This is a genomic window from Sporosarcina ureilytica (genome assembly GCF_001753205.1).
Taxonomy (GTDB): Bacteria; Bacillota; Bacilli; order Bacillales_A; family Planococcaceae; genus Sporosarcina; species Sporosarcina ureilytica.
In genome coordinates, this window is record NZ_CP017560.1 from 1,124,662 (window position 1) to 1,148,638 (window position 23,977).

General features: G+C 37.8%; 24 protein-coding genes and 1 other annotated feature. Of the genes, 17 read left to right on the forward strand and 7 right to left on the reverse strand.

Annotation, left to right across the window (positions count from 1 at the left end):
• The first annotated feature begins 176 nt into the window (after positions 1–176).
• Positions 177–1,892, forward strand: coding sequence for a dihydroxy-acid dehydratase (ilvD, locus tag BI350_RS05785; RefSeq protein ID WP_075529256.1), 1,716 nt, complete (start codon positions 177–179; stop codon positions 1,890–1,892).
• Between the two features lie 135 nt (positions 1,893–2,027).
• The gene (locus BI350_RS05790; RefSeq protein ID WP_075527227.1) at positions 2,028–2,822 is read left to right on the forward strand and encodes an HAD family hydrolase; all 795 of its coding nucleotides are present in this window, start codon (positions 2,028–2,030) and stop codon (positions 2,820–2,822) included.
• Positions 2,823–3,019: 197 nt separating this feature from the next.
• On the opposite strand, the gene BI350_RS05795 is transcribed toward BI350_RS05790, so the two are convergent.
• The 3 genes from BI350_RS05795 to BI350_RS17290 form a co-directional block, all read right to left on the reverse strand.
• Positions 3,020–3,217 carry a hypothetical protein gene (locus BI350_RS05795; protein ID WP_075527228.1) on the reverse strand — a complete coding sequence of 66 codons (198 nt, stop codon included), beginning with the start codon at positions 3,215–3,217 and terminating at the stop codon, positions 3,020–3,022.
• Between the two features lie 107 nt (positions 3,218–3,324).
• Entirely contained in the window at positions 3,325–4,911 is a 1,587-nt protein-coding gene (serA, locus tag BI350_RS05800; protein ID WP_075527229.1) for a phosphoglycerate dehydrogenase, read from the reverse strand.
• Positions 4,912–5,074: 163 nt separating this feature from the next.
• Positions 5,075–5,301 (reverse strand) — a binding site (T-box leader).
• 152 nt (positions 5,302–5,453) lie between these two features.
• A complete protein-coding gene (locus BI350_RS17290; RefSeq protein WP_281181731.1) occupies positions 5,454–5,585 on the reverse strand; it encodes a hypothetical protein in 132 nt (43 codons plus the stop codon).
• Between the two features lie 236 nt (positions 5,586–5,821).
• Between BI350_RS17290 and gdhA the strand changes: the two genes are divergently transcribed.
• Both gdhA and BI350_RS05810 read left to right on the forward strand, forming a co-directional pair.
• Positions 5,822–7,207, forward strand: coding sequence for an NADP-specific glutamate dehydrogenase (gdhA, locus tag BI350_RS05805; protein ID WP_075527230.1), 1,386 nt, complete (start codon positions 5,822–5,824; stop codon positions 7,205–7,207).
• A 164-nt stretch (positions 7,208–7,371) separates the two neighbouring features.
• Positions 7,372–8,505, forward strand: a complete 1,134-nt coding sequence (locus BI350_RS05810) for an argininosuccinate synthase (protein WP_075527231.1) — start codon at positions 7,372–7,374, stop codon at positions 8,503–8,505.
• Positions 8,506–8,561: 56 nt separating this feature from the next.
• On the opposite strand, the gene BI350_RS05815 is transcribed toward BI350_RS05810, so the two are convergent.
• The gene (locus BI350_RS05815; protein ID WP_075527232.1) at positions 8,562–9,359 is read right to left on the reverse strand and encodes a histidinol-phosphatase HisJ family protein; all 798 of its coding nucleotides are present in this window, start codon (positions 9,357–9,359) and stop codon (positions 8,562–8,564) included.
• Between the two features lie 127 nt (positions 9,360–9,486).
• Between BI350_RS05815 and hisZ the strand changes: the two genes are divergently transcribed.
• The 8 genes from hisZ to BI350_RS05855 all read left to right on the forward strand — a co-directional run bounded on the left by hisZ (position 9,487) and on the right by BI350_RS05855 (position 15,990).
• Positions 9,487–10,731: an ATP phosphoribosyltransferase regulatory subunit gene (gene hisZ, locus BI350_RS05820; protein WP_075527233.1), complete on the forward strand. Its 1,245-nt coding sequence runs from the start codon at positions 9,487–9,489 to the stop codon at positions 10,729–10,731.
• Positions 10,728–11,354: an ATP phosphoribosyltransferase gene (hisG, locus tag BI350_RS05825; protein WP_082294969.1), complete on the forward strand. Its 627-nt coding sequence runs from the start codon at positions 10,728–10,730 to the stop codon at positions 11,352–11,354. The genes hisZ and hisG overlap by 4 nt, the downstream gene beginning before the upstream one ends.
• A 5-nt stretch (positions 11,355–11,359) precedes the next feature.
• Positions 11,360–12,637 (forward strand): histidinol dehydrogenase, encoded by a 1,278-nt coding sequence (gene hisD, locus BI350_RS05830; protein WP_245698303.1) that lies wholly within the window; start codon positions 11,360–11,362, stop codon positions 12,635–12,637.
• A gap of 2 nt (positions 12,638–12,639) precedes the next feature.
• Complete coding sequence (gene hisB / locus BI350_RS05835) at positions 12,640–13,224, forward strand: imidazoleglycerol-phosphate dehydratase HisB (protein ID WP_075527234.1); 585 nt, start codon at positions 12,640–12,642, stop codon at positions 13,222–13,224.
• Between the two features lie 146 nt (positions 13,225–13,370).
• Positions 13,371–14,090: a 1-(5-phosphoribosyl)-5-[(5-phosphoribosylamino)methylideneamino]imidazole-4-carboxamide isomerase gene (gene hisA, locus BI350_RS05840; RefSeq protein WP_075527235.1), complete on the forward strand. Its 720-nt coding sequence runs from the start codon at positions 13,371–13,373 to the stop codon at positions 14,088–14,090.
• The gene (hisF, locus tag BI350_RS05845) at positions 14,083–14,832 is read left to right on the forward strand and encodes an imidazole glycerol phosphate synthase subunit HisF (protein ID WP_075527236.1); all 750 of its coding nucleotides are present in this window, start codon (positions 14,083–14,085) and stop codon (positions 14,830–14,832) included. The genes hisA and hisF overlap by 8 nt, the downstream gene beginning before the upstream one ends.
• Positions 14,833–14,886: 54 nt before the next feature.
• Positions 14,887–15,516: a bifunctional phosphoribosyl-AMP cyclohydrolase/phosphoribosyl-ATP diphosphatase HisIE gene (gene hisIE / locus BI350_RS05850; RefSeq protein ID WP_155767480.1), complete on the forward strand. Its 630-nt coding sequence runs from the start codon at positions 14,887–14,889 to the stop codon at positions 15,514–15,516.
• Positions 15,517–15,810: 294 nt separating this feature from the next.
• A complete protein-coding gene (locus BI350_RS05855) occupies positions 15,811–15,990 on the forward strand; it encodes a hypothetical protein (RefSeq protein ID WP_075527238.1) in 180 nt (59 codons plus the stop codon).
• A 113-nt stretch (positions 15,991–16,103) separates the two neighbouring features.
• Here BI350_RS05855 and BI350_RS05860 read toward each other — a convergent pair whose 3' ends face one another.
• From BI350_RS05860 to BI350_RS05870, 3 genes are all read right to left on the reverse strand, one after another.
• Entirely contained in the window at positions 16,104–16,481 is a 378-nt protein-coding gene (locus tag BI350_RS05860; RefSeq protein ID WP_075527239.1) for a hypothetical protein, read from the reverse strand.
• A 134-nt stretch (positions 16,482–16,615) separates the two neighbouring features.
• A complete protein-coding gene (locus BI350_RS05865; protein WP_075527240.1) occupies positions 16,616–16,948 on the reverse strand; it encodes a YflT domain-containing protein in 333 nt (110 codons plus the stop codon).
• Positions 16,949–17,034: 86 nt separating this feature from the next.
• Positions 17,035–17,340, reverse strand: a complete 306-nt coding sequence (locus tag BI350_RS05870; protein WP_075527241.1) for a hypothetical protein — start codon at positions 17,338–17,340, stop codon at positions 17,035–17,037.
• 125 nt (positions 17,341–17,465) lie between these two features.
• Here BI350_RS05870 and rlmN point away from each other — a divergent pair, with 125 nt between their 5' ends.
• The 5 genes from rlmN to BI350_RS05895 all read left to right on the forward strand — a co-directional run bounded on the left by rlmN (position 17,466) and on the right by BI350_RS05895 (position 23,951).
• On the forward strand, positions 17,466–18,530 hold the full coding sequence (gene rlmN, locus BI350_RS05875; RefSeq protein WP_075527242.1) for a dual-specificity RNA methyltransferase RlmN: 1,065 nt from the start codon (positions 17,466–17,468) through the stop codon (positions 18,528–18,530).
• Positions 18,531–18,664: 134 nt separating this feature from the next.
• Positions 18,665–20,677, forward strand: a complete 2,013-nt coding sequence (locus BI350_RS05880; protein ID WP_075527243.1) for a penicillin-binding transpeptidase domain-containing protein — start codon at positions 18,665–18,667, stop codon at positions 20,675–20,677.
• A gap of 117 nt (positions 20,678–20,794) precedes the next feature.
• On the forward strand, positions 20,795–21,370 hold the full coding sequence (locus BI350_RS05885; RefSeq protein ID WP_075527244.1) for a YusW family protein: 576 nt from the start codon (positions 20,795–20,797) through the stop codon (positions 21,368–21,370).
• Positions 21,371–21,572: 202 nt separating this feature from the next.
• Positions 21,573–22,673, forward strand: coding sequence for a glutamate 5-kinase (gene proB / locus BI350_RS05890; RefSeq protein ID WP_075527245.1), 1,101 nt, complete (start codon positions 21,573–21,575; stop codon positions 22,671–22,673).
• A gap of 12 nt (positions 22,674–22,685) precedes the next feature.
• Complete coding sequence (locus BI350_RS05895; protein WP_075527246.1) at positions 22,686–23,951, forward strand: glutamate-5-semialdehyde dehydrogenase; 1,266 nt, start codon at positions 22,686–22,688, stop codon at positions 23,949–23,951.
• Positions 23,952–23,977: the final 26 nt, after the last annotated feature.

A 23,977-nucleotide genomic window follows, 5' to 3' on the forward strand; every position in this document is an offset into this window, starting at 1 on the left:
CTTGCTCAAGTAGAATTCATAAAAGATGTTATTCAATAAAATGCTGAAAAGGCGGAGGGAATGAGTAAATTTTCCTTCGCCTTTTTTATTTAAAAGCTTGCCGTGCTGTCATTTGGATGAAGATATTGAATTATACGAAAGTTACGAGTACAATGAGAGGGAGAGGTGGGAAAGCATTGAAAAAAGATTTAAGAATTAATAGTAAAGTATTTAGTGAAGGTCCAAAAAGAGCCCCAAACCGTGCGATGTTAAGGGCTGTTGGATTAACAGATGAAGGTTTTGAAAAGCCAATGGTAGGAATTGCAAGTACATGGAGTGAAGTAACACCGTGTAACGTACATATTGATAAGTTAGCAATTGCAGCGAAAAAAGGGGCAGAAGCTGCGGGTGCACTTCCGATGATTTTTAATACAATTACGATTGCAGACGGAATATCAATGGGAACAAGTGGAATGCGTTATTCATTGCCAAGTCGTGATGTCATTGCAGACTCCATTGAAACCGTCGTTGGAGGAGAAAATTTAGATGGCTTAGTCGCGATTGGCGGCTGTGATAAAAATATGCCGGGTTGTATGATTGCGATTGCCAATGCTGAAGTTCCATCTATCTTCGTTTACGGTGGAACGATTGCGGCGGGGAAATTACGCGGCGAAAGCATTGACCTTGTCTCTGTTTTTGAAGGAGTAGGACAACTAAATAGCGGCCAAATCGATGAAGAAGAGCTGAATAGAATCGAATGTAATGCTTGTCCAGGAGCAGGTTCATGCGGTGGGATGTACACTGCAAATACGATGTCTTCAGCGATTGAAGCGATGGGGATGAGTTTACCAGGAAGTTCTTCAAACCCAGCCGAGTCAGCGGAAAAGCTTACTGATGTTGAAGAGGCAGGTCATGCACTTTATCACTTGATGGAACAAGGAATTTATCCGAAAGATATTATGACAAAAGAGGCATTTGAAAATGCAATTACTGTTGTTATGACATTGGGCGGTTCGACGAATGCGGTGTTGCACTTATTGGCAATGGCTCATGCAATCGACGTAGATTTGACGATGGATGATTTCGACCGTATTCAAAAGAAAACACCGCATCTCGCTGATTTAAGACCGAGCGGAAAATACGTCATGGAAGATTTGCATCGCATTGGTGGTGTTCAAGCTGTGATGAAAATGTTACTAGAAGCAGGTTATTTACATGGCGATTGCTTAACGGTAACAGGTAAAACAGTTGCTGAAAACTTGCAAGAAGCACCAGATCTAGCAGAAGGACAAAAGATTATTATGCCGATTGACAAAGCATTCAGTAAAGAAGGTCCTTTAGTCATTTTGAAAGGAAACCTTTCACCAAATGGAGCAGTCGCAAAAATGTCTGGTGTCTCAGTCACAGAACATACTGGACCAGCGCGCGTCTTTAATACAGAAGAGGCAGCGACCGAAGCAGTTATGAATGATGAAGTTAAAGCAGGAGATGTACTCGTCATTCGCCATGTTGGACCAAAAGGCGGACCGGGAATGCCAGAAATGTTATCGATTTCTGGAATTCTTGTTGGAAAAGGCTTAGGCGAAAAAGTGGCTTTACTAACGGACGGTAGATTCTCAGGAGGAACGCATGGATTAGTCGTTGGTCATATTGCACCGGAAGCACAAGACGGCGGCCCGATTGCCTTTATTCAAGATGACGATGAAATTACAATAAATTCAATTACACAAGAAATTAAAGTGGCTGTTTCTGAAGAGGAATTTGAAGCGCGGAAAAAAGATTGGGTAGCCCCACCACTGCACACGAAAGGTGTACTTGGAAAGTATGCGCATACCGTATCTTGTGCATCTGTCGGCGCAGTGACAGATTTTTATATGAAATCTTCAAGAGAAAAACAACATACCTTTCAATAGGGAAAAAGCAGCTCTTTAGGGGGCTGCTTATTCTATTGGTTAACAAATTTTATGGAGAGGAAAACGATTTTAATCAACGCCACATGGTATACTTAATAAAACTGATTTTTTTGATTGAAAAGGGAGTTGTAAATAATGATTAAAGCAATATTTTTCGATTTAGATGATACTTTATTATGGGATAAAAAAAGTGTGAAAACAGCTTTTGAAAAAACGTGTCTAACGGCATCTGAACGCCACTCGCTAGATGCAGAGAAGTTAGAAGAAGCCGTGCGTGAAGAAGCACGCCAACTATACGCAACGTATGAAACGTATGACTATACGAAAATGATTGGCATTAATCCATTTGAAGGATTGTGGGGGACATTTGACGATGAAGGGGACTCTTTTCAAAAGATGAAAGAAATCGTTCCGACGTATCGCCAGAATGCATGGACAGGTGGATTAAAGCGAATGGGTATTGATGATGCAGCGTTGGGCAAAGAGCTTGCTGAACTGTTTGTCGAAAATCGAAAAGATAGCCCATTTATCTATGAAGAAACTTTCGATGTGCTTGATAAACTAAAAGAAGATTACCAGTTGGTACTCATTACAAACGGTTCACCAAGTTTGCAACAGACCAAATTAGACATTACGCCTGAACTCGTTCCTTATTTTGAACATATTATTATTTCCGGCGGCTTTGGAGTAGGTAAACCGGATAACTCGATTTTCGAACATGCACTAGAACTTTGTCAGTTAAAGCCAGAAGAAGCGTTAATGGTTGGAGATAACAGAATGACAGATATTTTAGGCGCAAATCAAACTGGTATTCCGTCTGTCTGGATCAACCGGGAAAATGAAGCGGCAATTGAAGAAGTAACGCCAACCTATGAGATTAAGCACTTGGACAAGCTTTACGCAATTTTAAATCAACCAATTGTTCGGTAAAAAAAGCTGTCCATAATTTTAAAAAAAGCAAGTAAAACCAGGAGCGTGGAAGCCCCTGGTTTTATTAATATATATGATTAATCTTAAAAGTAGAAAAGGGGTAGATGAAAATTTACCCTTACTACAAGAAGTTAACATCTAGGGTGAGACTTCTGACGGTTTTAGATGATAGGTAGAGTACTTGTCTAGTAGTTAGTCTACGTCTGTTTTTTAGATTTCTTGTTTGTAAAAAAAATATAAACGGCATTTAGAATAAACAATATTACTGCGGATGTTAAAAAGCCAAGTATTCCAGGTATATTAGGACCAGTTATTAAGTAGAAAATAGTAGCTAAAACAAACGCAGTAAAGCCAACCATACTAAGTTTCCATCGGGAAGTTTCTTTTTCCGCCATACTAGTGCTCCTTCTTTCTCATACAAATAGTAGTTATCTCAAAAATTACTCGTTCTGAACCCTTAAGTTTACTTACATGCTTGGGGGATTAGCACCAATTATTAATCTTACAATTGAATTGCAGTCACGTCAGAAATATCTTCTAATTCTTTAAGTTGGTTAACATCATAACCGTCGACATATTTATCGATTGTGAGCATCATTATGGCATCTCCGCCAATATTAGCTCGGCCAACTTGCATCGTTGCAATATTAATATTTGATTTCGCAAGTAAGGTTCCAACACGTCCAATGGCTCCAGGTTGGTCCTTATGTTTAATGAATATTAAATTCCCCTCTGGCACAACGTCAACGTAATATTTGTCTACTTTTACGATGCGTCCACCTAAACCGTTCAATAATGTTCCTGAAACACTTCGCGTCCCATTTTTCGTTCTCGCTTCTACTGTTAATAGATTTGTAAATCCTTTCGTAATAGAAGTTTTATATTCATTAACAACAATTCCAATTTGGTCAGCTAAGTATTTGGCATTGACATCATTGACATGGTCGCCTAGATTTCCTTGCAGCACGCCTTTTAATGTATTACGTGTTAAAGGACGAACATCGAAGCCCGCTAAATCTCCGTAATAGTGAATTGTTATTTCTTCAACAATGCCATCGATTAACTGGGAAACAAATGCCCCTAATTTTTCCGCTAAATCAAAGAACGGTCCAACTTTGCCCATTACTTCTTTTGAAACAGAAGGGAGGTTCACAGGATTTTGAACAAGTCCTCCATTTAAAAAGCTAACGACATCCGCGCTTACGTCAATCGCTACACTTTCTTGAGCTTCAATTGTACTAGCAGCTAGATGTGGCGTCGCGATAACCTGAGGAAGTGTCAGTAACTTATGATCAACAAAAGGTTCTACTTCAAATACATCGAGCGCAGCGCCTGCAACTTTTCCACTAACAATGGCATCGTATAGCGCATCTTCATTCACAATTCCACCGCGTGCACAGTTGATAAGTTGTACGCCGTCTTTCATCATTGCAAAGGCTTCTTCATCGATTAAATTTCTCGTTTCTTTTAATAATGGCGTATGAATAGAAATAAAGTCAGATTGGCTTAGAACTTCTTCAAGTGTCCCTTTTGTAATGCCAAGTTTTTGCGCTTTTTCTTCTGTCAAAAATGGATCGTATGCAAGGATGTGCATTCTTTGGCCTTTAGCTCTTGCCGCAACTTCAGCACCAATTCGACCAAGTCCCACAATCCCAAGGGTTTTGTTTTTAAGTTCGACGCCAAGAAATGACTTCCTATCCCAAATTTGATTTTTTAAAGATAAAAATGCTTGCGGAATCTTGCGTGCAAGTGCTGATAACATAGCCATTGTATGCTCTGCCGCTGAGTTTGTATTGCCATCCGGAGCATTTACAACGATAATTCCATGCTCTGTTGCAGCTTCTAAATCGATATTATCAACACCAACCCCAGCGCGCCCAATAATCTTTAAGTTGGGTGCATTTTCAATCACTTCACGTGTTACTGTCGTTTGACTACGAATTAGAAGCGCATCGTAATCATGGATAATTTCGATAAGTTCATCTGTAGAAAGTCCTGTATCTATTCTAACCTCAAGATTCTCTGCTTGTCGTAGTGGGAAAATCCCATCTTCGCTTAAAGGGTCTGTAATTAATACATTATAAGTCATTTGTTGATAGCCTCCTAAATATAAAGTTATTTGTTGCGGTAGTTCCAGCACCTAATTGACTGTTGCAGCCGATGTTTTATGATCCGATTTTTGATCTATTAACTAGCAAATACCCCTTTCATATTTGAAAAATAAAAAAGTCCTCCACCCCTTACAAAAAATCGTAAGGGGCGAAAGACAGAAAACACTCACGCGGTACCACCCTTTTTTGCCAACTCTAAATAAGTGGCCTCAAAGAACCATGCATAACGTGCATGACCCGGATAGACCTACTTAAGTTCAGTCTACCTATTCAGGAGTGCTCTTTTACACAAAAATCACTAGTTTTCACCACCCACTAGCTCTCTAAAGATTTAGGAATGTAAAATATATCTCCGTCAAAATAATTAGAATAATAGTTTTAATGTGACCTATCATACTTAATAAAAAACAAAAAGTCAAATGTTTTTTAGATAAGCTTCTAAAATACACTGAATTAAGACTGTAAGCCGAACGTTTTTTGGATTTCAGTAAAAAACATTTGCCTTTATTCGGATTTAGCATTATTCTTTATTTATATAGGCTAGTAAGGTTTGCATAACTTCAATGTCTGGTTTGATCATTAAGACTGGGAGAAGAGCGAAGACGAATAGTAACAAGACATTTGCACTAACTAAAGCTCGAATGATTTTCATTGTTTTCTCCTTCTTTCTGATAGGGTTTGTTCGTAACACTTCGGTTTCAAGAAATGTTAGAGTAATTAAATAATAACGCTTTTAATCGCAAAAGAAAAGTGTTTTATTTTAAAAAGTCTTTAAATTGCCACTATTTAATTGATGAACATGTTGTATAAACTATGAATTAATTGTATTATAAAGGAATATATAAAATTCCGACATTTTAGGAAGTGAAATATGGAAGGAATGAGGATATGTTGACGAATATTAATGAAACGTATAATGACCCAAAAAAACTAGCTAATGATTACGTGCATGAAGTGTATGAGTTATTAAAAAAGAGAAATCCCGGCGAGTCGGAATTTCTTCAAGCAACAAGAGAAATTTTCGATTCACTTCGTCCGGTTTTCATTAAAAATCCACATTATATTGAAGACGGTATCCTAGAGCGAATTACTGAGCCGGATCGCATTATTACTTTTCGTGTTACTTGGGAAGATGACCAAGGAAAAGTGCATGTGAATAGAGGGTATCGTGTTCAATTTAATAGTGAGCTAGGACCGTATAAAGGCGGAATTCGCTTCCATCCTTCGGTTAATCTGAGCATTATGAAGTTTTTAGCGTTTGAACAAATCTTTAAAAACTCACTTACAGGTCAACCAATAGGCGCTGGAAAAGGCGGCTCGGATTTCGATCCAAAAGATAAATCAGAACGAGAAATTATGCGGTTTATTCAAAGCTTTATGACGGAAATGCAGAAATACTTAGGTCCAGACTTAGACGTACCCGCTGGTGATATTGGTGTCGGCAGACGAGAAGTCGGTTATATGGCAGGGCAATACAATCGTATTCGTGGTGGGTTTCAACCTGGTGTCTTCACTGGAAAAGACCCAAATTACGGCGGAAGCCTTGGAAGAAGAGAAGCGACGGGGTATGGGACCGTATATTTTACGCAGGAAATGTTAAAAACGAATGGTATGAGTTTTGAAGGGAAAAAAGTGATTGTATCGGGGTCAGGGAATGTCTCGACCTATGCGATGGAAAAGGCAATTGAGCTAGGTGCGACAGTCATCGCATGTAGTGATTCAAGTGGGTATATTTATGATGAAAATGGTATAAATGTTGAGACAATCAAGCGGATTAAAGAAATCGAAAACAATCGAATTAAGGTGTATAGAAAATATCATTCAACTGCTAAATTTGTTGAAGGATGTCATGACATATGGTCGATTCCATGTGATATCGCTTTACCTTGTGCAACGCAAAATGAACTTGATGAAAAGGCTGCAGCATTGTTAATTAGAAACGGTGTCAAAGCGATTGCAGAAGGTGCAAATATGCCTTGTACACAAGAGGCGATAGACCTTTTTCTGGAAAATGAGATCCTGTTTGCACCTGCAAAAGCAGCAAATGCCGGCGGGGTAGCTGTTTCCGCAATGGAAATGTCTCAAAACAGTATGCGACTTAATTGGACATTTGAAGAAGTTGAGGAAAAGCTTCAATTAGTTATGAAAGATATTTATGAAAATTGTTTACAAGCGGCTGAAGAATATGGACATCCAGGAAATTTAATTGTTGGTGCAAATATCGCTGGATTTCTAAAAGTGGCGAACTCAATGGTGAGTCATGGAATCCGATAATGATAGTTGTTTTGGTGAAGACCCTTTTAAAGAAGGGGTCTTTTTTTAGTTCTATAAAAAGAATGACTTTTGTTAAAAGGTTGAAACATTTGAAAGGTATGTTATTATAAAAATACACATAATAGTATAAAGATACATTCAATTGATTGAAAGGGTGTCTTATCATGCGAAAGAAAAAAGTTGTCATCGCTTATAATGGAGAGTTATATGCTTCTGTTGCTATCAGATTGTTAGTTGATGCGGGATACGATGTCGTTGCAGTTTGTATAGATATGGGTGAAAACAAAGATTTGACTGAAATTCGAATGAAAGCCATTCAAGTTGGAGCGATAAGCAGCTATCTGATAGATGCAAAAAATGAATTCGCTGAACAATATGCTTTGCTTACAATTCAAGCGCAAGCTTTTTGTGTAAATAAATATCCATTCGTGAGCACATTATCACGGCCGCTTATTGCAAAAAAATTAGTTGAAGTTGCGGAAATTGAAAAGGCTGTTGCGATTGCACATGGTCTTACAATAAAAGACAATGATCAAAGACATTTTGAGTCATTAATTAAAACGTTAAATCCATCCCTAGAATTGATTGATCTTGTTTATGAAAAGAAATTGACATGGAATGAACAAATTGCATTTGCTACAGAAAAGAACATTCCGTTTTTAAAGGGGGTAGACGCTCCCGAATATATAGACCAAACGTTATGGGGACGGAAAACTGAATTTATAGAGGATAATTCAGTAGGAGTTAGCGAAGCGAATCAATATGCGATAACTGTGGGAATAGAAGATGCGCCGATTGAACCAGAGTTTATTGATATAGAGTTTGAGAAAGGGACTCCAATTAAAGTGAATGGGCAGAGAATGGAAATAGCCGATATGTTTTCGTACTTAAACCATATCGCTGGGAAGCATGGGATTGGCAGAATTGATTCAGTGGAGAACTATGTAAGTCGAAGTAACGCACATATAATTTATGAATGTCCTGGGGCGACTACTTTATTAAAAGCACATCGAACACTGGAAAAGAGGACGTTTGAAAATGAAGTTGCGCGATTTAAAGCAATTATCTCTCAAAAGTTAATTGATATCATTGAAGAAGGCCAATGGTTTACCCCTTTACGAAATGCGTTGGAATCATTTATTCAAGAAACGCAGCAAGCCCTTAATGGCATAGTTCGCATTAAGTTACATAAGGGGCAAGTTACGGTTGAGAAAAATCCATTAGCTAACGAGTATGCTGACTCGGATAAAATGAATGAACTTTCAGTTGGGTTTAGTGATTTGTTGAAAATTGTGTAGTAACGATTTTTTAAAATGGAAAGGTCTCACACTTAGAAGTGCGAGACCATTTTTCATTATAATAATTGTTGTATCGGATGAAACACTGGCTCTTGTTTGTCAAATGTAGCAATATAATCGAAGCCAATCGACTGTAATAATTCAAGAGATTCGCGGAAGTGGAAAGCAAGTTCGGAAACGCGGTGTGCGTCAGAGCCTAATGTGATAATTTCTCCCCCACATTCTTTATAAAGTTTTAGCACATCATCGCTTGGCATCGCATGCGATAATCCATATCGTACGCCGGAAGTGTTTAATTCAATGCCTTTTCCTTCGGGAATGATTTCTTTGAAAATAGTTGCTAATTCTTCATGAAATAAATTCGATGAAGGCTCATCTGAATAACGTTTAACTAAATCTACATGGCCTAGCACATTAAAACGTTTAAAGTTTTTTATGCACGCTAGTAATTCATCGTAGTACAGTTGATATGCTTCTTCTACAGTTCTTCCCTCGAAAATTTCTTTATAATGCAAGCTTTTTTTAGCGGTCGTATGCATTGAGCAAATGACAAAGTCAAATGTTTCTTCATCCATTAACTTCTCGTATTTATGTAAAATATGAGGTTGTACGCCAATTTCAATGCCCTTTTGAATACGGATTTTCCCTTCATATTTTTGTTGTAACCTTTTCAATTCATCATCATATTTGTTTAAATCAAACTCAAAAACAATCGAATCGTCTGGATATTCATAGTCAATATGTTCCGTGAAACAAATTTCGCTTAAGCCTTTATTGATTGAACCAACTACCATCTCTTCCATCGACACATTGCAATCCGCTGAAAAATCACTATGCATATGAAAATCAAACATTAGAATCCCTCCGTAACTAATCATACAACTTTCGTCATTGACAAACTATTCTATATCCCCTATGATAATAAATAACTTCACCCTAGTAAAGCGATAAAGTTTTTTGAGAAAGGTGGGAATAGTTAGATTGTATACCGATTATAATGCGAATGATGAAATTGTCAAAGATTATCAAAAGTATGAGCGAATGATTAAAACAATCAATAAAAGATTTAAAACGTATGGTTACGAACGGATTAAAACACCAACATTTGAGCAGTACGACATGTATGCACAAGTCACCAGTTCAATTAATCGAAAAGAAATGATAAAGACGATTGATTGCGACGGTGAGGTTTTAGTGCTTCGACCTGATGTCACCATTCCGATTACTAAACAACTAGCGGATAACTATACTACTTTACCGCATGAACTCCGCTACTATTATGTTCAAGATGTATATAGACAGTCTCAATTAGAAGATGAGGAAGTTGAGCAGACACAAGCTGGTGTTGAATATTTTTGTGAAAGTACGCCAGAAGCAGATGCAGAGGTCATTGCACTTGCTTGTCATACGCTTAAAGATTTAGGGTTTAGAAATATTAAAATTGAATTGGGGCATGCAGGATTTTTTCAAGAATTGATTGAAAAAGGGAGTTTTTCAGATCGCCAACTGATACAGTTGAAAAATTTAATTCAAACGAAAAATATCATAGAAATCGAGCCTTTCCTTCAAAGACTAGAAATCGCAGAAGATTTAATCGCAGCATTTGTTGAAATTCCATTATTGTACGGGGATCCGATTCAAGTTAGTGAGCGGGCGAGAGAGATTACGAAAACAGTATTGATGGAAGGTACATTAGATTATTTACTCGAAGTGTATGACATTCTTCGGCTGTATGGATTGGAAGACAACATCGTGATGGATTTGGGGCTTATCAATCATATGGGCTATTATTCAGATATTATATTTCAAGGTTTTGTAGAGAAATTTGGTCGTCCAGTATTAATGGGAGGCCGGTACAATCATTTAGGCAATGAATTTGGAGCTGACTTACCAGCAATTGGCTTTGCTTGTACTGTGGAATCCTTGATGAAAGCAGCGAAGACCGATTTGACTACACGAAGAACACCCGTTGACGTGAAAATTAGTTACGATGAAAACAGTTTAAAAGAATCCATTGTCCTTGCTAATGAATTACGTGAACGGAACTATACAGTGATATCTAACCCAACATATAAACAAATGCTAGACGCTCAACCTTCAATCTATCAAATTACCGTGACTCAAAATGAACAAGTATTTGTCTATAAAGAAGAGTCCTATGATTTCGACTCCATTCAATCATTATTGAAATTAATGAACGGGGCGAAAGGAGCAGTGATAAATTGAGTAGCTTAACATTAGCGATTGCTACTGGAAGGACAGCGAAGCAAGCGATGGTTTTATTAGAAAAAACCGGCATCACCTTTCCAGATTTTCATAATAAAAGTAGAAAACTAGTGATGCTAAATGAAACGAAGACGATTAAGCTAATTTTAGTGAAAACGGCAGATTTACCTACATATGTAGAAAAAGGGGCTGCAGACATTGGCATTATCGGCAAAGATATCATCATGGAAGAACAGCCTGATATTTATGAACTCGTAGATTTACAGATTGGTAAATGTAAAGTTGCAATCGCAGGATTTCCTACTCAAGCATTACAAAATGGTTCACCACTTACAGTTGCAACAAAATATCCTTTCATTACAAAATCGTTTTTCGATGAAAAAGGGATTCGTGTTGAGACAATCAAACTGAATGGTTCTATTGAATTGGCACCACTCATTGGGTTATCCGATGTCATAGTGGATATCGTTGAAACTGGAACGACCTTGAAGGAAAATGGTCTCGTCGTATTAGATGAAATTATGGATATCAGTGCACGGTTAATTGTTAATAAAGCGAGTTTTGCTACAAAAACTGCGGAAATCGAACAATTTATCAATCAGGTTAAAGTGGCATTGGAGTGATAAAAGTGAAATACATGACAGGTAAAGAATATCAAGCTGAATTGCGTAACAATCGCATTAGAAATGAAGATACTGAAACAATTAATCGAAGCGTTCGAGACATTATTCAACAAGTACGTGAGCGCGGGGATGAGGCGTTAGTTGCTTATACAGCCAAGTTCGATCATGTTCAATTAACTAATTTAACCGTATCGATTGAAGAGATTGAAGAGGCACGAGAAATTGTAGGTGAATCGTTCATTCAAGCCATTCAAAGTGCGATAAAAAATATTAAAGGATTTCACGAAGAACAACGTGAAAAGACATGGTTAACGAATCCGAGCGATGGGGTCATGCTAGGGCAAAAAGTAACGCCACTTGAAAGTGTAGGGATTTACGTGCCAGGTGGAAAAGCTGCCTATCCTTCAACAGTGTTAATGAATACGATTCCAGCAAAAATCGCTGGCGTTAAGCAAATTGCCATTACAACCCCTGTTCAAGAAGATGGAAAAGTGAACCCATACGTTTTGACGGCTGCTGCTGAAGTTGGCGTAGAAACCATTTATAAAGTAGGCGGAGCCCAAGCGGTTGCAGCACTTGCTTACGGAACAGAGACTGTCGGGAAAGTCGTTAAAATTGTAGGTCCGGGAAATGCATATGTTGCTTGTGCAAAAAAGTGGGTTTTTGGAGATGTCGCAATTGATATGATTGCGGGACCAAGTGAAATTTGTATCGTTGCAGATGAAAGTGCGAATCCCAAATATGCCGCGGCGGATTTATTATCACAAGCAGAACACGATGAGTTGGCTTCGGCGATTTGTATCACAACGAGTGATTTGTTTGCCGAGGCGTTACAACTTGAAATTCAACAACAAATGGAAAGTGCGGAGCGAAAAGCGATTATTGAACAATCTATCGCCAATCAAGGACGGATCGTTGTTACTGAATCGTTGGCAGAAGCCTATGAACTTGTGAATGAACTCGCCCCTGAACATTTGCAGCTAATGGTTGAAAATCCAATGGAAAAACTATCGAATATTAAAAATGCGGGCGCTATTTTTCTTGGGAACCACTCTCCTGAAGCATTGGGAGATTATCTTGCAGGCCCGAACCACACATTACCAACGAGCGGTACATCCACGTTTTCATCACCATTAGGCGTTTATGACTTTGTCAAAAAAACGAGCATTATACATTACTCGGCAGCGGCTTTAAATGAAGTGGCAGATGACATCATTACAATTGCTAATGCAGAAGGATTATACGCCCATGCAAATTCAATCGCAATACGGAAGGAGAATTAACGATGCGTCAAAAAGAAATTACACGCTCAACAGCGGAAACGTCTATATCATTAGATTTTTCAATAGATGGAACCGGAACGACAGATATCAAAACAGGTGTCGGATTCTTTGACCATATGCTGACTGCATTTACAAAACACGGGTTATTTGATTTAAAGGTACGATGTGATGGGGATATTGAAGTCGACCAGCACCATACAGTCGAAGATATTGGGATTGTCTTAGGGCAAGCATTCAATGAAAGCATTGGCGCGAAGGAAGGCATCGAACGCTATGCGACGGTTTCTGTCCCAATGGACGAAGCGCTATCTACTGTTTCGCTGGACATTAGCGGGCGTTCGTTTTTGGTATATAACGTGGATGGATTAAAAGACAAAGTTGGTGAATTTGATACTGAACTTGTTGAAGAATTCTTCCATGCGTTTACAAGTCATGCCAAAGTAACGCTCCATATTAATTTGGCATATGGAAAAAATACACACCATATTATTGAATCCATCTTCAAAGCATTCGGTCGAGCGTTGCGTGAAGCGAGTGTGATTAATCCTGATGTAAAAGGAATTCCATCGACTAAGGGACTGCTTTGATAGGAATTGATCTAATATTTTAAGCGGAATTATTTTAATTAGTAAGTAAAAATGATAAGTAATAATCCGCCTGGAGCGGAAATCAACCTAGTTCGGATTCAACACTACATATCCACATGAACTCAATAAAAAGGAGCGAAAACTAGATGATTCTTTTTCCTGCAATAGATATACGAAATGGTAAATGCGTAAGGCTCATTCAAGGTGATTATGACCAAGAAGTCATTTATGGGGATTCCCCAACTGAAATGGCTTTGTTATGGGAGAAACAGGGCGCTGAATTTATACATATCGTCGACTTAGACGGTGCTAAAACGGGTGAATCTCCAAATCAACTAGCGATTCAAGCAATTGCGGAAGCTGTCTCAGTACCAATTCAAGTAGGCGGCGGAATTCGTTCTATGGAAATCATTGACGAACATATTGCTAGCGGTGTAAGTCGCGTAATTATTGGAACAGCGGCGATTACGAATCGACCTTTTCTAGAAGAAGCTGTGCAAAAATACGGCGATAAAATAGCTGTCTCCATCGATGCACGTAATGGCTTTGTGGCGACAGATGGTTGGACAGCAACTACTAACAAGAAAGCATTGGATTTATTGCAAGAACTAGAGGAAATCGGTGTGAAGACGGTTGTATTTACTGATATTTTTAAAGATGGCATGATGCAAGGTCCTAACTTCCAAGAACTCCAAGCAATCAATAAAGCATCTTCGATAGACGTCATTGCGTCCGGTGGTGTGACGACGGAAGAAGATATTCAACAATTAGAAGGAATGAATTTGTATGGCGCAATTATTGGTAAAGCACTCTACGAGGGAACGCTCTCACTTCAGCAATTGAGAGAAGGTGCGTTACGTGAATAGTTATCGAATTATTCCTTGTTTAGATGTCGATAAAGGCAAAGTCGTGAAGGGGCGGAAATTTAAAGACGTTCAGGAAGTTGCAGATCCACTCACTTTGGCAAAAAAATATGTTCATGACGGGGCCGATGAACTTGTATTTTATGATATAACGGCTTCATCTGAAAAGCGTGCTGTTTTTATCGAATTGATTGCCCAACTTGCTAAAGAAGTCCCAATTCCATTTACAGTTGGAGGCGGCATTCGAAGCCTTGATGACATTCAAAGTGTAATAGATGTGGGGGCTGACAAAGTATCGTTAAATAGTGTTGTACTTGAAAACCCATCATTTATTGCGGAAGCTGCGAAAAAATTCGGTTCAGAAAAGATTGTCTTCTCAATGGATGTAAAAGAAGTTGCCCCGTCCACTTGGCATGTTTTTGCTAGAGGTGGACAAAAGGACACTGGACTGGATGCCATCGAATGGGCACTTCAAGGAGAAGCGAACGGCGCTGGGGAGATTGTGCTAAACAGCATTGATGGAGACGGAGAGAAAGACGGTTATTCACTAGAATTAACAAAAATAATCGCGGAAGCAGTCAGTATTCCGGTCGTTGCAAGTGGTGGAGCTGGAAAAATGGAAGATTTTAAAACTGTCTTAACAGAAGGAAAAGCAGACGCAGCCCTTGCAGCATCTGTATTCCATTATGAAGAGATTACTATTCAAGACTTAAAAGCGTACTTGAAGGAGCAAGGATTAAATTAAAGAGAAAGCATAGCGCTAAGCCGCTTACACAATATTAAGATTAAAAAAGTTGGGATTGATAATATAATGAAAATTGAAGATATCACTTTCAATGAAAATGGTCTCGTTCCTGCAATTGTACAAGATGAACAAACGGGCAATGTGCTCATGCTTGCTTATATGAACGAAGAAGCATTGACTAAAACGATTGAAACGAAAGAGACATGGTTTTATAGCCGTTCCAGGGAAGAACTGTGGAACAAAGGCGCAACTTCTGGAAATCGTCAAATGGTCAAGCGATTATCATATGATTGTGATCAAGATACAATTCTCGTTCAAGTCGAGCCAATGGGACCCGCCTGTCATACAGGAGAGGAAACTTGTTTTTTCCAAACTGTTTTTGAAGAAGAAATGCCAAACCGCCAAATCGTTTATGATGTGATGGCGAGTATTCAAAATCGCAGAAATAACCCGGTAGAAGGCTCCTACACATCTTATTTATTTAGGGAAGGCATTGACAAAGTGCTGAAAAAGGTTGGGGAAGAGTCAAGTGAAGTTATTATTGGCGCAAAGAATGAAGACAAACGTGAACTGACTAGTGAATTGGCAGATTTACTCTATCACTCGCTCGTCCTGATGGAAATTTCAGGGGTTACGATAGCGGATGTAAAAAAAGAATTGGTTAAGAGACGCATAGAAAAATAAAAGTTGGCAAGTGTTTTTCTTTAGAAACATAAGATAATTTATATGAAAAAACAGTTCTGGTTAACAAGCAATCAGGACTGTTTTATTTATGTTTAATGATAAATTCTGAACGGAATGTGATAAGATTCAGTCCGTTTTGTCGCAGAGTCATAAAATACAGAAGATTTTTTGTGTGGTTAATTTGAGAAAGTCTTTGGAAACCTATACGATACAAATATGTAAAAGAAAGTTCCTGAAATTAAAATGAAAATTTCTTTACTTATAATGACTAAATTTAGAAGGGGGAGAATTAGGATGGGATCTAAATACATAGATCTTGGCTTTGCTATATTCCTGGGTTATTTTGCATACACACGTATTGTAAACGGACAATATGGATTTGCAACCTTATTTGCAGTGTTATCTATACTAAATTTCTCGACTGCATTTATGAAGCATAAGCGGGTGCTTGGACAAAAAAAGGATGAAGAATAATTAATAAAATTATTCTTTTCAATATGGATATACGCTTGCCATGATTGGATGAGAATCATATAATCAAAAAAACTGTACCCGAAACAATAAAAGTGTTTCTGAGTACAGTTTTTTTATGCGGTATTTTTATTTTTCCTAATGAGCCGTACAATAAATTCAATGAGTAGAGACAGACCTAAACCAAACGAAGAAATAATAAATAAAGATAAAATTCCAATTACATCGCCTTGGCCATTGATATCTAATATAAAACTACGAAACATATCAAAGAAAGCGATAATCATTGCAATCCCGAAAATCGGAAAAGCTATTTTTAACTGATAAAATAGTAGGGCTGAAAAAGAGATGCCAATAATTAAACCGAAAATGACAAAAGTCACAAAGTTTAAAACCTCTACATCGTGACCTAGTACATTTCTTAGCCCAATTACAAGAAGTACAAATGTAATAATTCCAGAAAAAACACCAAATTTACCATAATACCGTTCCACGTATTGCACCTGCTTTCTTTCTTACACTTATCATACCTAATCCTCGCTTAAAAATCTTATTAAATGATTTAACGATGCGAATACGTGAAAAGGCTGCAGTTAAAGTCCGCCCGACTTTAACTGCAGCCTGAATATCACTTATTATTTGTTTGGTTTGCAATAATCACTAGTTTACCTTGGTCAAGTTCTTCCTCAGCTGTTTCGGCTTCAGCTGTTGTTAAACCAGCTGCTTCCATTTTACTTCGAAGCTCGTCGCCTCGCGAGGAGACTAAGTTTTTCAGCGTGTTCAAAACGCCTTCTTCTTTCAAACCAACTTTTTCAGTGTCTAATGCTTCAGTAATATCATTACCTCTTTTTTCATCATGTGCAAAAATGTAAATCTCGGCATGCGAATAACCACTTGATACCAATTTCTCCACTTCTGATTTTGCTTGAACAACATTTTCTACTGTTTTTTTAACAGTCATTAAAATCCCTCCCATTTGTTTGTAGTTTATCTATACCAACTTGGAGTGATTCTAAACATTACAAAGTGATGACAGATTGAAAACTACTACTTATCACGGGAAGTAAGTAGTTGATAAGACTGTATAAATTGCGCTGGATTCGTCGAAATTAAAAATGAAAAAACACCTTCGTTTGTATGTAAGTATAAAATGCCTTGTCCATTTGAAAATGGCTTATAAGACATATCCAATACGTTTTGCAAATGAAAATGATGTGAATTTGAAAAAATAGATGTTTGTGTCATCGTTAGTAATTGCTCGATTTCTATTTTTTGTTGCTCGAAATTTTTAATAAACCTTTCAACGACTGTAAATTGTATCGACGAAATGGTTTTGCTATTAAAATCTTTCAATTCAACCCCTCCTCCATTTGATTGAGTGGAATAATTAAACAACAAAGTTGAGTGAATTAGTTGTTCCAATATGGCTTCTCACGTAGTATAATGAGTGAATTGTAATTTTGAAAAGAGGATAATAAATGAAGAAATCAATATACGGATTAACGCTTGAACAGTTAACAGAATGGTTACTAGCAAACGGTCAGCAGCGTTTTAGAGCTGACCAAATTTGGGATTGGCTTTATAAAAAACGAGTTACTTCTTTTTCAGATATGAAAAATATTAATAAAGAATGTCGCGAGCTATTGGAAGAACATTATATCATTCAATCGCTTGAACAGACAGTAAAACAAGAATCAGCGGATGGAACGATTAAGTTTTTATTTAAAATGCAAGATGGCAACTTAATCGAAACAGTACTAATGAAATTTCCATATGGCTATTCCGTTTGTGTAACAACTCAAGTCGGTTGTAATATCGGATGCAGTTTTTGCGCGAGTGGTCTATTGAAAAAGAGTCGAGACCTACAAAGCGGAGAAATTGTGGAACAAATCATGAATGTACAACATCATCTCGATGCAAAAGGATTAGAAGAACGAGTCAGTCATATTGTTGTGATGGGAATTGGAGAACCGTTTGATAACTATACCAATTTAATGGATTTCCTCCATATCGTTAATTCGCAAAAAGGACTTAGCATTGGTGCACGTCATATTACTGTCTCAACAAGTGGACTTGCGCATAAAATTAAAGAATTTGCGGATGAAGATATTCAGGTAAACTTAGCGGTTTCTTTACATGCACCGAATGACGAACTTCGGACAAGCATTATGAAAATAAACCGTGCATTTCCAATTGAACAGCTAATGGATGCCATTGATTATTATTTAGAAAAAAATAATCGTCGAATTACATTTGAGTATATTATGTTAGATGATGTGAATGATCATGTTGAAGAAGCGCGTCAACTTGCACGTCTACTTGCCAATAAACGACATCTTTCATATGTTAATTTAATTCCATATAATCCGGTAGACGAACATAGCCAATATCGTAGAAGTAAGCCGGAATCGATTCAAGCCTTTTATGAAACACTTAAAGGTAAAGGTATCCCATGTGGTGTACGTTTGGAACAAGGAACAGATATCGACGCAGCTTGTGGCCAATTAAGAAGTAAACAAATTAAGAAAAACAAAACAAAATAATTGTTTATCCGATAGAATAGTAACTTATTCTATCGGATTTTTGTCGTTATAGGATTAAATATGCACGATTATAGTAGTACTGAAAGCGGTTCATTTGGTACTATATAGATATGTAGGTAAAAGGAGGGTTTACATTGCCAAAATTGCGTTATGGTATTTTATTTCTCGTATTACTACTGGCTTTAGTTGCTTGTTCTAAAAAAGAAGACACGCCTGTAGATAGACTTTCTGCTTATGTCGATTTATGGAATGAAGCTAAATTTACAGAGATGTACGACGACTATATTACAGAATCGTCGAAAGAAGTTTTCGGAAAAGAGCAATTTATTGAACGTACCGAAAAACTATATGCAGATTTAGATATTTCTTCTGTTGAAGTTATTTTTGATAAACCGGAAGAAGAAAAAACGTACAAAAAAGAAGAAGACGTTGAGTTTCCCGTTCAAATAAAATTGGAGACAATAGCCGGTGAAATTGAATTTAAGAAAAATGTTCCATTAACTTATAATGAACAAGGCGAAACAAAGAATTGGTTTATTGAATGGGATCCGTCTTTTATCCTTCCTGATTTGTCCATGCACGATAAAGTTGGGATTTCAACCATTCAATCTAAACGCGGAGAAATTTATGACCGCCATGATAAAGCGATTGCGATAAATGGTTCGGGTGCTGAAATCGGCATTGTGCCAGAAAAGTTTAATGCCGAGGCGGATGCAGAGAAACTTGCGACATTGCTTGGAACAACTGCTGACTTTATTAACGAACAATTGAATCAAAGTTGGGTGCAACCAGGTCATTTCGTTCCAATAAAAAAATTACCATTTACACAAGAAGAAATTTATAATGAAGCGTTGCAAATTGCTGGGGTAACGTCAATGAAAGCAGAGATGCGCGAATATCCTTATGCAAAGTCTTTAGCACATCTTATTGGCTACATTGGGCAAATTAATGCAGAAGAATTAGAAGAACTAAAAGATAAGGGCTATAAAGAATCAGATCTTGTTGGAAAACGAGGACTCGAGCAATTGCTTGAGGAAAGACTTCGTGGTGAAGATGGGATTCAAATTTACATTGAAAAAACAGAACAGAACGGTGAAAGAGTAACGGTTGCTGAAACACCGGCAGTTGATGGCGAAAATATTACGTTAACGATTGACGCTGAGTTTCAAAAGGCCGTTTTTGTAGAAATGAACGGTGAACCTGGTACCGCAGCGATTATTGATCCTAAAACAGGCGAAACACTCGTATTAGCCAGCTCTCCAGCATTTGATCCGAATGAACTGGCACTGGGTATTCATGCAACTCGTTATGCAGAATTAACAGATGACCCTGCAGAGCCATTATTAAATAGATTTGCCGCTACATATGCACCGGGTTCTTCCATTAAACCAATCACCGCAGCAATTGGCTTAACGGCAGGAACGCTTAAACCAGAGGAGGGGCATACGATTGAAGGGAAGAAATGGCAAAAGGATAGTTCGTGGGGGAATTTCCATGTCACACGACTATATACCGCGCCAAATCCTGTCGATTTGAAAAAAGCGCTTGTCTACTCAGATAATATTTATTTTGCAAAAGAAGCTTTGAAAATGGGGAATAAACAATTTATTGAAGGATTGCAACAGTTTGGTTTTGGGGAAGAAATTCCTTTTAAATATGGCCTTCGTACATCACAAATTTCCAATGATGGAAAAATTGCTTCCGAAGGACAACTTGCGGATACGTCATTTGGACAAGGCCAAATGCTTATGAATATCCTTCACTTGGCATCTACTTACGGTGCAATTGTGAATGACGGTCAAATGACCAAGCCCGTTTTATTTGCGGATGAAAAGAAAAGCGAAGTATGGAAAGAAGGATTGCTATCGGCAGAACATGCAGCAATGTTACAAGAAGATTTGAGAGCGGTTGTGACAGATGGTTTCGCCGAAGCAGCAAATATTCCATCTCCAAAAATTTCAGGGAAAACTGGGACAACGGAATTGAAGTCATCACAAGAAGAAGCTGGGAAAGAAAATGGCTTTTTCGTCGCTTACCCGACAGATGATCCAACTTATATTATCGCCATGATGATTGAAGGTGTAGAAAATAAAGGCGGAAGCGGTTATGTTGCAGAAAAAGTCGCCAATGTGATGAAGACGAGATAAATGAATGACAAAAGTAACGGATTCCAATTGAAAGACAGGAATTTGTTACTTTTTTTAATAATTCTGGAGTAAAATCCGCTTACTTTGGGAATAACAACATTACGAGGAGGTAGGAAAATGAAAAAAACATTTCTTTTCATTTCATTATTTGTAATGTCCTTATTCGTTGTAGCCTGCGGAACAACAACGAACAAAATTAATGAAAAGCCGGCTGATAATCAAGTGATTGAGGATAATAACAATGCCGGTACAAATGGTAACAATGGAAATACAGGAACGAACGGTTCGGAAGCTGGAGCAGAAGGAACGAATAACAATTCAGGACAGCAATCAGGTTCAAATGGCAGTGACGAAGTAGCCAAAATGGATGCATTGGACTATCAAGAGTTTTCCTTGGATATTGATTATGGCAATCACAAGGATTATGAAGTGGAGCTTGACCGAGAAGACGATAACAATCGTGTCGAAGCAAAACTTGAGGATGATATGAATGGCATAAAGATAAGAGGTTCTGAAGCCTTTAATGAAATCTATCCGTTAGTCGAACAATTAACGATTACACGAGATACAACGAAAGAAGAGGCAATCAAAGAAGTGCTTGATGTCTTTAAACAAGATGCGAATTATCAGAAATTAGAATTGGAAATTACTTTTAAAGATGGTACGAAAATCGAATTTGAAGATCGAAAATAAAGGAAGAGCCTGACAATTTCTAAATGTCAGGCTTTTTTGTGTGTAATAGAGAAAAGCTGTTCACAAATATTTAAAGGTGTTAATAAATATACAGTTAAATAAATAATTATTCCGAAACCCCTTTATTTTTGTAGTGATTTATAGTAAAGTATGTATAATATCAATTATGGGACTATTGAAAAATAACTAGGGGATATGTGCAATGGTAAAAAAACGGATTGTCGTTAAGATTGGAAGTAGTTCACTTACGAATGAGAACGGTGAGATTGATCAAGTGAAATTTGTGGATCATGTCAATGCACTTGCTGAGCTCCAAAGTGTAGGACATGAAGTGTTATTAGTTTCTTCTGGTGCAGTAGCGGCAGGTTTTAAACGTTTAGGCTATTGCACAAGACCAATTACGTTGAAAGGAAGACAAGCGGCGGCAGCTGTCGGTCAAAGTCTATTAGTACAATCGTATATTGATAAGTTTAGTGAATTTGGCATTGTACCTGCGCAAATATTATTGACACGTGATGATTTTTCAAATCGTGACCGTTATAAAAATGCATATGCTACGATGTCAGAGCTGTTGGAAAGACGGGTATTACCAATCATTAACGAAAACGATACAATTTCAGTTAGAGAGTTAACATTCGGTGATAACGATATGTTATCCGCACTCGTCAGTGGTCTTATGAAAGCGAATCAACTAATCATATTAACAGATGTGAATGGACTTTATGATTCCAATCCAAATGAAAATCCAGATGCCCAAAAAATCGATTTACTAAATAAGATTACAGATGACATGCTATCTTTCGCAGATGAGTCTGGTTCCAGTGTGGGAACGGGTGGAATGAAATCGAAATTACTAGCCGCCAAAACGGCCTTATCTGTCGGTGTCCCAGTCTTTATTGGTAAAGGTTTTGGAAAAGATAAATTAACAGACATGATCAATGGGCATGGAGACGGCACTTATATTATCAATGAGCAGCAAAATTCAATTACCATTAATCAACAATGGATTGCGATGCATTCTGAGGCATCTGGGAAAATATATGTAGATGAAGGTGCAGAAGAGGCGATTTTATATAACAGCAAAAATTTATTACCAGCAGGTATTTTTAAAGTACAAGGGAACTTTGAAAAAGGAGACGTCGTTGAGGTCTTTGGACTGAATGGATTAATTGGAAAAGGGGAAGTCACTTACTCAGCAAAAGAACTACAAAAAGCGATTGGCAAGCGAAGTGAGGAACAAACGAATCGTGTCAGAACTACACAAGTTGAAGTCATTCATCGAGCAAAGTGGGTAACGATATAGGAGGGGTTTTAAATGGGAGAATTAACGATTGTAAATGAAGTGCAAGATAAAGGTAAAAAAGCGAAAGCAGTGAGTACACAATTAGGAATGAACACGACAGCAGAAAAAAATGAAGCTTTACAACTCATCGCAGAACAGTTAGTAGTCGACCAAGCATTTCTTTTAACTGAAAATGCAAAAGACATTCAAGCGGGGCAAAAAAATGGGCTGACGGAAGAAGTGTTGGACCGCATTTTATTAACAGAAGACAGAATTATCGCGATGTCTCAGGCCATTCATGAATTGATCGAATTGGCAGATCCGGTTGGAGAGATTTTTGAATCCATTGAAAAAGAGAATGGCTTACTCATTCAGAAAAAACGTGTACCTATCGGTGTAATTGGGATGATTTACGAAGCACGCCCAAATGTAACGGTTGATGCGGCGACACTTTCCTTGAAAACTGGAAATGCAGCCATTTTAAGAGGAAGTTCTTCTGCAACCTATTCCAATCAAGCGCTTATTCAATCGATTCATAAAGCATTGGAAAAGAGTGCAATTCCAGTAGAAGCCGTGCAATTAATTGAAGATACGAGCCGTGAAACAGCGAAAGAATTATTTAATCTTAATGCGTATCTTGATGTTTTAATTCCAAGGGGCGGAAAAAAGCTTATTGAAACGGTTATCAAAGAATCTACGGTGCCAGTGCTGGAAACAGGAGCGGGGAATTGTCATTTATTTATCGATGAAACAGCGGATAAACAAATGGCTGTTGACATTTTATTGAATGCAAAATTGCAACGCCCATCCGTCTGTAACGCAGTTGAAACGGTTCTACTACATGAAAAATGGTTTGTAAAACATGGGAAAGAAGTTGTTAAGTTGCTACAAGGCAATGGGGTAGTGATTCATGGAGATTCTTCAATTCAAGCAATTTCGGAGGAAATACAGGTTGCCACAGAAGAAGATTGGTACACTGAATATTTAGGACTTGAAGTTGGGCTGAAAGTTGTGAAGGATGTTGACGAAGCGATTCAACACATTTCACAATACGGCACAGGCCATTCGGAAGCAATTGTGACAAATAATGAAAAACATGCTGTGAAATTTTTAAACCAAGTTGACGCGGCGGCGGTGTATCATAATGCCTCTACAAGATTTACGGATGGCTTTGAGTTCGGATACGGTGCAGAAATTGGCATCAGTACACAAAAGTTACATGCGAGGGGACCAATGGGGTTACAAGCATTAACGTCTAGCAAATTTGTGATTCAAGGGACAGGGCAAGTTCGTAATTGAAAGGTGACGGGGATTTGATAATCCTC

What these genes read in the sequence shown, in the direction of transcription:
- BI350_RS05790 (WP_075527227.1), top strand. Translation starts at nt 2,028, where the DNA reads ATGATTAAAGCAATATTTTTCGATTTAGATGATACTTTATTATGGGAT.
- BI350_RS05795 (WP_075527228.1), bottom strand. Translation starts at nt 3,217, where the DNA reads ATGGCGGAAAAAGAAACTTCCCGATGGAAACTTAGTATGGTTGGCTTT.
- serA (WP_075527229.1), bottom strand. Translation starts at nt 4,911, where the DNA reads ATGACTTATAATGTATTAATTACAGACCCTTTAAGCGAAGATGGGATT.
- BI350_RS17290 (WP_281181731.1), bottom strand. Translation starts at nt 5,585, where the DNA reads ATGAAAATCATTCGAGCTTTAGTTAGTGCAAATGTCTTGTTACTATTC.
- gdhA (WP_075527230.1), top strand. Translation starts at nt 5,822, where the DNA reads ATGTTGACGAATATTAATGAAACGTATAATGACCCAAAAAAACTAGCT.
- BI350_RS05810 (WP_075527231.1), top strand. Translation starts at nt 7,372, where the DNA reads ATGCGAAAGAAAAAAGTTGTCATCGCTTATAATGGAGAGTTATATGCT.
- BI350_RS05815 (WP_075527232.1), bottom strand. Translation starts at nt 9,359, where the DNA reads ATGTTTGATTTTCATATGCATAGTGATTTTTCAGCGGATTGCAATGTG.
- hisB (WP_075527234.1), top strand. Translation starts at nt 12,640, where the DNA reads ATGCGTCAAAAAGAAATTACACGCTCAACAGCGGAAACGTCTATATCA.
- hisA (WP_075527235.1), top strand. Translation starts at nt 13,371, where the DNA reads ATGATTCTTTTTCCTGCAATAGATATACGAAATGGTAAATGCGTAAGG.
- BI350_RS05855 (WP_075527238.1), top strand. Translation starts at nt 15,811, where the DNA reads ATGGGATCTAAATACATAGATCTTGGCTTTGCTATATTCCTGGGTTAT.
- BI350_RS05865 (WP_075527240.1), bottom strand. Translation starts at nt 16,948, where the DNA reads ATGACTGTTAAAAAAACAGTAGAAAATGTTGTTCAAGCAAAATCAGAA.
- rlmN (WP_075527242.1), top strand. Translation starts at nt 17,466, where the DNA reads ATGAAGAAATCAATATACGGATTAACGCTTGAACAGTTAACAGAATGG.
- BI350_RS05885 (WP_075527244.1), top strand. Translation starts at nt 20,795, where the DNA reads ATGAAAAAAACATTTCTTTTCATTTCATTATTTGTAATGTCCTTATTC.
- proB (WP_075527245.1), top strand. Translation starts at nt 21,573, where the DNA reads ATGGTAAAAAAACGGATTGTCGTTAAGATTGGAAGTAGTTCACTTACG.
- BI350_RS05895 (WP_075527246.1), top strand. Translation starts at nt 22,686, where the DNA reads ATGGGAGAATTAACGATTGTAAATGAAGTGCAAGATAAAGGTAAAAAA.